This window comes from Microlunatus ginsengisoli, assembly GCF_039537205.1.
GTDB classification, from domain to species: Bacteria; Actinomycetota; Actinomycetes; order Propionibacteriales; family Propionibacteriaceae; genus Microlunatus; species Microlunatus ginsengisoli.
Window position 1 is genome coordinate 240,218 of the sequence record NZ_BAABAB010000016.1, and the last position, 6,697, is coordinate 246,914.

The window sequence follows — 6,697 nt, forward strand, 5'->3', positions numbered from 1 at the left end:
GCTTCCTCCGCACGATCTGGTTCGCCGCGGTCGCTACAGCCCATACCCGAGTTGTCTCCGGTCAGACCCGATCGGGCACGGCTCGTCTCAGCCAGCGCACCGACGCCAGATCGCTAGAGGCACCGCCGGGCGGCGACTACATCGCCTTGGCCTTCTCGGCCTCCTCGCGCCGCTTCTTGGCGGCCTCGACCGAGGCGCGCAGGGCCGCGACCAGGTCGACGACCTCGGCCTCCTTCGGCGCCTCCTCGGTCGCCTCGACCAGCGGAATCCCGTCCGCCTTCGACTGCACGACCGCCTCCAGCGCCTCGCGGTAGGCGTCGGTGAACTCCTCGGGGTGGAAGTCTCCCGCCAGCGCGTCGATGAACGACTGCGCCATGGTGACCTCGGCATCGGAGACGGTGACGTTCTCCGGCGGCGCGGCGAACGAGCCGTCGCGCAACTCGTCCGGCCACAACATCGTGTGCATCAGCAGCACGCCGTCCTTGGGCCGGACCAGCGCGAGCGACTCGCGGGACCGCAGCGCGACCTTCACCACCGCCGCCCGGCCGGACTTGATCAACGCGTCCCGGAGCAGGACGTACGGCTTCGCCCCGGGCCCCTCGGCCTCGAGGAAATAGGTCTTGTCGAAGTACGTCGGGTCGACCTCGTCCTCGGCCACGAACTGGACCACCTCGACGGCCTTGGTCGTGCTCAGCGGGAGGTTGTCGAAGTCCTCCTTCTCCAAGATCACCATCCGGCCGTCGGGCAGCTCGTAGCCTTTGGCGATCTCGGCGAACGGGATCTCCTTGCCGCACTTCTCACAGACCCGCTTGTACTTGATCCGGCCGCCGTCCTCGGGGTGCACCTGACGGAAGCTGATGTCCTTCTCCTCGGTCGCCGAGAAGAGTTTCACCGGAATGGTGACCAGGCCGAAGGAGATCGCGCCCTTCCAGATTGATCGCGGCATGCCGCCAAGTCTGCCCGATCCGCTCAGCCGGCGGGCTCAGGCAACCGATCCAGTTCGGTCGGGGCGAACCAGAGCAGGTCGCTGTCGTCCAGCAGAGCCTCGATCCGTACGTCGTCCACGACCTGGTCGAAATCCCGCCCGGTCGCGAGCGTCCTGGCCCGGGCCACCCGATCGGCGCTGCCGGACTCGTCGGCGAACAGCGCCGTCACCTGCGTCCAGCCGAGCCCGTCCAGCTCCACCCGGCCGAAGCCGTCCTCGCCACCGGGCGGCGCCGCCAGCTCCGCGGCCAGCACCAGCCGGAGCGGATCGGAGCCGGTCAGCAGCGCCGTCACACCGGCATAGGCCAGCGCCGTGTACTCCGCGTCCTCGTCACCGGCGCCGAGGTCGTGGGCCCGCAGCAGGCCCGGCGTGACCGCGTGAGCGGCGATCGGTCCCTCGATCCGGCCGTCGTCGCGCAATGCGCGGGCCCGTTGCCGGTCCACCGCGACGTACGCCATGGTCATCGCCGGCGCCTCAGTCCGAGGCCGGCGGTGCCGGCTTCTTCGCCGGCCGGCTCGCCTTCGTCGGCGCCGATTTCTTCACCGGTGTGCGTTTCGCGGCCGGGCGCAGGGTGGCCGCGCCCAGGTTGCCGGCGGTGCTGGCCAGCTTGCGCACCGCGGCCCGCTTCTGACCGGACGTCTTCTTCGCCGCCTGCTGCTCGCGCAGCGCGGCCTTCTTGGCGGCGGCCTTCTTGGCGGCGGGCGTGGCCTTGCGGGTCGGCTGCCGCAGCGACCCGGCCCGCACCGTGGTGTCCAGCAACTCCTCCAGCGCGTCGTCCATGCACTGGACGAGTACATCCAGGTCGCCGACCGCATCCCGGTCGGCGTTGATCCCGATGCAGACCTCGCCGTCGTAGGAGGTGACCCCGATCGCCAGCAGGTGCCCGGACGCCAGCGGCAGCACGGGGAAGCTGCTGATCAACCGCGACCCGGCGGCATACATCGGCACCTGCGGGCCGGGGACGTTGGTGATCACCACGTCGTGCTGCTTGCGGACCACCTCCGCGGCCACCCGGACGCCGAGCGCGTGCAGCGTCGTCGGGGCGAAGCCGGCGATGTCGGAGATCGTCCGGGCGCCCACCGCGCGGCCGGACTCCCGGTGTGCCTGGGTGCCGAACGCGACCTGGTGCAGCCGCATCAGCGCATTCGGCTCGCCGATCGGCAGGGGCTGCAGGTGTGGTGCGACCGAGCTGCCGAGCGAGGTCGGCACGCCTTCCTCCTCGGTCACGCTCATCGGCACCAGTGCGGTGACGGTCGCTCCCGCGCTGAGCGACTCGCCCCGGGTGAGCAACCAGGACCGGAGCCCGCCGGCGATCATGCCCAGCACCACGTCGTTGATGGTGTGGTTGTGTTCGCTCCGGATGGCCTTCAGCTCCGCCAGCGGCACGCAGAGCGTGGCCACCCGGCGTTGCTCGGACAGCATCCCGCTCAGCGGGGAGCCCGACGGTGGACGGGTGCCGCGCAGCGCGTCGGCGGCCAGCGAGCCGACGGCGGCGCCCAGCCCGCCGACCGCGTCGCCCACCGCCACCGCGACGCCGAGCGCACCCATCAGCACGCCGCGGGCGTTCTGCACGGCGCGAACCGGGTCCTGCGCGCTCTCCAGCAACGCGCCCGCGACCAGCTCGACCGCCGACGGCTCGGCCAACGGTCGCCAGGTCGACTCCGCCCGACCGCCCGGCGGGACCGCCGGATCGGCCTCCGCGTCGAGCAGCACCTGACCGATGTCGACGGTGTCGATCCCGTCCACCAGGCAGAGGTGGGACTTGGCGACCAGGGCGAACCGGTCGCCCTCCAGCCCCTCGACCAGATACATCTCCCACAGCGGCCGGGACCGGTCCAACCGGCGCGCCAGCACCCGGCCGACGAACTCGCGCAGCTGCGCGAACGTGCCGGGCCGCGGCAGCGCGGACTGCCGGACGTGGAAGGTGAGGTCGAAGTTCTCGTCGTCGACCCAGATCGGGCTGGCCAGCCGGCCGGGCACCTCGCGGATCCGCTGCCGATAGCGCGGCACGAACTCGATCCGTTGCCGGACCAGGGCGATCAGCCGCTCGTAGTCGAAGCCGTCGGGTCCCGGGTCGAATACGTCGATGGTGCCGACGTGACCAGGGGTGTGCGTGGTGTCCAGGGCGAGCATCGACACTTCGAGGGGGCTGAGCCGTTGTGGCACGTCGGTCTCCTCTCCGCTCGGCAGCGTCGTGGCCCGGGCCCGGACAGGCCTACCGTACTAGGGCGCGGCTGACGATCCATGATCGGCTGCGCGCCGGCATGACCGGCTGCGCGACTGTTCTGACCCACCTCGGCCTCCCGGGAACGTACCGGGCCGCTCGTTCGTGCCCGGTGGAGATGGTGGCGCGCGCCGCTCGATACGGTGGCGCCCGAAAGTCCACGACCGCAGAGTCCGAGCACGAGGTAATCAGGTGTCCAGGTTGTCCTGTTCGATCCGCCCGATCCGCGATCGGGGGCCGGCGCTGGCCGCGGCCGTAGCGCTCTGCCTGGTCGGCTTTGCGACCGCGTGCACGCCGGCGCCGAGCGGTCCGGCGGCCTCGCCGAGTGCGGCCGCATCGAGCGCCCCGCCGACCGGAGCGCCGGCGTCGCCCTCGGGCTCGGCGAGCGCGGCCGGCCTGACCATCGACATCACCATCGCCGACGGCAGGGTGACCCCGAACGCGGAGAAGATCGACGTCGCCCAGGGCACCACGGTCACCTTGAACGTGACCAGTGATCAAGACGACGAGATCCACGCGCATACCGCCGGCGACGGCTACGAGCTCGAGGTGAAGGCCGGCGAACCGGCCACCGGCAGCTTCGTCGCCGCCGACACCGGCAGCTTCGAGATCGAGTCGCACCACCTCGAGAAGGTCATTGCCATCCTGAACGTCCGCTGATGCCAGCGCTGGTTCCCCAGCAGCTCATCCCCCTGCACGGGATCGGCACCCGGCACGACCTGCCGTTGCCGTTCTCGTTCGTGGTCGCCGGTGCCGCCGCGGCGCTGGTGCTCTCGTTCGTGATCTTGTTCTTCGCCTGGCGGCAACCGCGGTTCCTCAGCCCGGGCGGACGTACGCTCGCTGCGCTGACCCGGCTGGCCGACGCGCCGGCCGTGCGCTGGACGCTGCGCGGGCTGATGCTCGCGGCCTTCGTCTGGGCCGGGCTCGGGCTGTTCGCGGGCCAGGACCGGCTGACGAATCCGGCGTTCGGCTTCGTGTACGTGTGGATGTGGGTCGGTCTGGTCCCGCTGTCGATCCTGCTCGGACCGTTCTGGCGGGTGCTGAACCCGATCCGGACGATCCACCGCGGACTGGCCGCGCTGGCCCGGGTCGACCGCAGAGACGGCCTGTTCGACCTCGGCGACCGAGTCGGAGTCTGGCCCGCAACGCTCGGGCTGTTCGGGTTCGCCTGGCTCGAGCTGATCGAGCCGGACCGGACCACTCTCGCCGTCGTCCGGGTCTGGGCCCTGGTCTGGCTGGTCACGTTGATCATCGGCGCGGTGCTGTTCGGCGACCGCTGGATCGGCGCCGCCGACCCGTTCGAGGTCTATGCGACGACGGTCGCCCAGCTCTCGCCCTGGCGGCGGGTCGACGGGTCGCTGCGACTGGTGAACCCGTTGGCGGGGTTGAGCTCCTGGGACCCGCCGCCGGGCTCGGCGGCGGTGGTCGCCACGCTGCTCGGCTCGACGGCGTACGACAGCTTCAGCAACAACACCCGCTGGATCCAGACCGTGCAGACCTCCGACGTCAGCTCCCTGGTCTGGGGCACCGGCGGGCTGCTGACCATGATCGCGATCGTGCTGGTCACCTTCACCTTCGCGGCGCTGTGGATGTATCGCTACCAGTTGGACCCGGACCTGACTCCTGGCGACTTCCCGCGGCTGATGGCGGGTTCGGTGGTGCCGATCGTGATCGGCTACGCCGTCGCGCACTACTTCACCCTGCTCGTGGTCGAGGGCCAGCGCACCGCGATCAACTGGTCCGACCCGATGGGGCTCGGCTGGAACGTGTTCGGCTCCGCCGGCATGGGGGTGAACCAGCAGATCTTCAACCATCCCACGGCGATCGCCCTGGTGCAGGTGATCGCGATCGTGGGCGGGCACGTGCTCGGCATCGTCGCCGCGCACGAGAAGTCGCTCCAGCTCGTTCAGCCGCGGCACGCGCTCGTGGCCCAGCTCCCGATGCTCGCGGTGATGGTGTTCTACACCTGCTCCGGACTGCTGTTGCTGTTCTCTCCGTGAGCTTGATAGCTTTGTCAAGACAAACTCCCCCACCCTGTTGCGAAGGTTCGCCATGAGCTCAGCGCCCAGCTCCGACAGCCGTCCGCTCCGCGTCGGCATCATCGGCTTCGGCTGGATGGGCCAGGTCCACGCGCGGGCGTACGCCCGGCTCGCCCAGCACTTCCTGGACCTGCCCGTACGTCCCGAGCTGGTGGCGATCGCCGATAACGCCGCCGACTCCCGGCTGGCCTCGGCGGTGGCCGCGTTCGGCTTCCGCGATGTGCACGCCGACTGGCGCGAGCTGGTGGCCAGGGACGACATCGACCTGGTCAGCGTGACCGGTCCCAACTTCATCCATCGCGACGTGTCTGTCGCCGTCGCGCGGAGCGGGAAGCACCTGTGGGTGGAGAAGCCGGCCGGCCGGGACGCCGCCGAGACCCGAGAGATCGCCGCCGCCGTCGCGGCCGCCGGGGTCCGGTCGGCAGCCGGGTTCAACTATCGCAACGCGCCAGCGGTCGAGCGCGCCAAGGCACTGATCGCCGACGGCCGGCTCGGTGCCGTCCGGCACGTCCGGGTGCGGCTGCTGGCCGACTACGCGGCCCATCCCGAGGGAGCGCTGACCTGGCGCTATCAGAACGCGTGGTCCGGGTCCGGCGTGGCCGGCGACCTGGTCAGCCACGGTGTGGATCTCGCCCGATACGTCGTCGGCGAGATCAGCGAGCTGATGGCCGACACGGCGATCTTCATCCCGCAACGTCCTGCCCTCACCGGCGTGGCCACCGGCCACAACTCGCGCGGCGGCGGCGAGCTGGGCGCGGTGGAGAACGAGGACTACCTGTCCGCGCTGCTCCGCTTCGACGGTGGCGCCCGGGGCGTGCTCGAGTCCTGCCGGACGTCGGTCGGCGAGCAGTGCACGTACGGCATCGAGGTGCACGGCGGGCGCGGCGCCCTCGCCTGGGACTTCCGCCGGATGGGTGAGCTCCAGCTCTGCCTGGACCAGGACGTCGCCGACGCCTCCTACACCTGCGAGTACGTCGGCCCCCGCGCCGGTGAGTTCGGCGCGTTCCAGCCGGCCGGCGGGATCGCGATGAGTTACGACGATCTCAAGGTGATCGAGGCGCACCGGCTGATCAGTTCGATCGTCACCGGTCGTCCGGTCGGCGCCACCATCGCCGACGCCGTGGTCGCCGCCGAGCTGGTCGACGCCATGCTCGAGTCCTCCCGCACCGGCCGCTGGCTCCGCGTCGACCCGGTCCCAATCCCCGCCTGAAAGCTCGACCCCGCCACCCGACCCCCGCCCGACCCCCGCCCGACCCCCAGGCGTCCCGCCACCCCTCCCGGAAACTGTGCAGCTCCTGCACCGACACGCCGGTGAAAGCTGCAACAACTGCACACTTTCCGGGTGAGCCGAGTGGTCTCGAGCGGTCTCGAGCGCGTCCGAGGACCCGCGGACAATCCCGAGCGGGCCGCAGGACGCGCGGCCGCGAGTGAGGAGCGAGTTGCGCGCTG

7 protein-coding genes are annotated in these 6,697 nt (G+C 71.0%); 3 read left to right on the plus strand and 4 right to left on the minus strand.

Annotated features, from left to right (window positions below):
* Positions 1 to 136: 136 nt before the first annotated feature.
* From ku to ABD747_RS12565, 4 genes are all read right to left on the minus strand, one after another.
* Positions 137 to 946: a non-homologous end joining protein Ku gene (gene ku, locus ABD747_RS12550; RefSeq protein ID WP_344804952.1), complete on the minus strand. Its 810-nt coding sequence runs from the start codon at positions 944 to 946 to the stop codon at positions 137 to 139.
* 23 nt (positions 947 to 969) lie between these two features.
* Positions 970 to 1,449, minus strand: a complete 480-nt coding sequence (locus ABD747_RS12555) for a DUF6912 family protein (RefSeq protein WP_344804954.1) — start codon at positions 1,447 to 1,449, stop codon at positions 970 to 972.
* A gap of 10 nt (positions 1,450 to 1,459) precedes the next feature.
* Positions 1,460 to 3,151, minus strand: a complete 1,692-nt coding sequence (locus tag ABD747_RS12560) for a WS/DGAT/MGAT family O-acyltransferase (protein WP_344804955.1) — start codon at positions 3,149 to 3,151, stop codon at positions 1,460 to 1,462.
* A 246-nt stretch (positions 3,152 to 3,397) separates the two neighbouring features.
* Positions 3,398 to 3,613, minus strand: coding sequence for a hypothetical protein (locus ABD747_RS12565; RefSeq protein WP_344804957.1), 216 nt, complete (start codon positions 3,611 to 3,613; stop codon positions 3,398 to 3,400).
* 25 nt (positions 3,614 to 3,638) lie between these two features.
* Between ABD747_RS12565 and ABD747_RS12570 the strand changes: the two genes are divergently transcribed.
* The 3 genes from ABD747_RS12570 to ABD747_RS12580 are packed head-to-tail and all read left to right on the plus strand — an operon-like array spanning position 3,639 to position 6,458.
* On the plus strand, positions 3,639 to 3,869 hold the full coding sequence (locus ABD747_RS12570) for a hypothetical protein (protein ID WP_344804959.1): 231 nt from the start codon (positions 3,639 to 3,641) through the stop codon (positions 3,867 to 3,869).
* Positions 3,869 to 5,209: a hypothetical protein gene (locus ABD747_RS12575; RefSeq protein ID WP_344804961.1), complete on the plus strand. Its 1,341-nt coding sequence runs from the start codon at positions 3,869 to 3,871 to the stop codon at positions 5,207 to 5,209. Before ABD747_RS12570 ends, ABD747_RS12575 begins: the two co-directional genes overlap by 1 nt.
* Before the next feature lie 52 nt (positions 5,210 to 5,261).
* Positions 5,262 to 6,458, plus strand: coding sequence for a Gfo/Idh/MocA family protein (locus tag ABD747_RS12580; protein ID WP_344804963.1), 1,197 nt, complete (start codon positions 5,262 to 5,264; stop codon positions 6,456 to 6,458).
* Positions 6,459 to 6,697 lie beyond the last annotated feature (239 nt).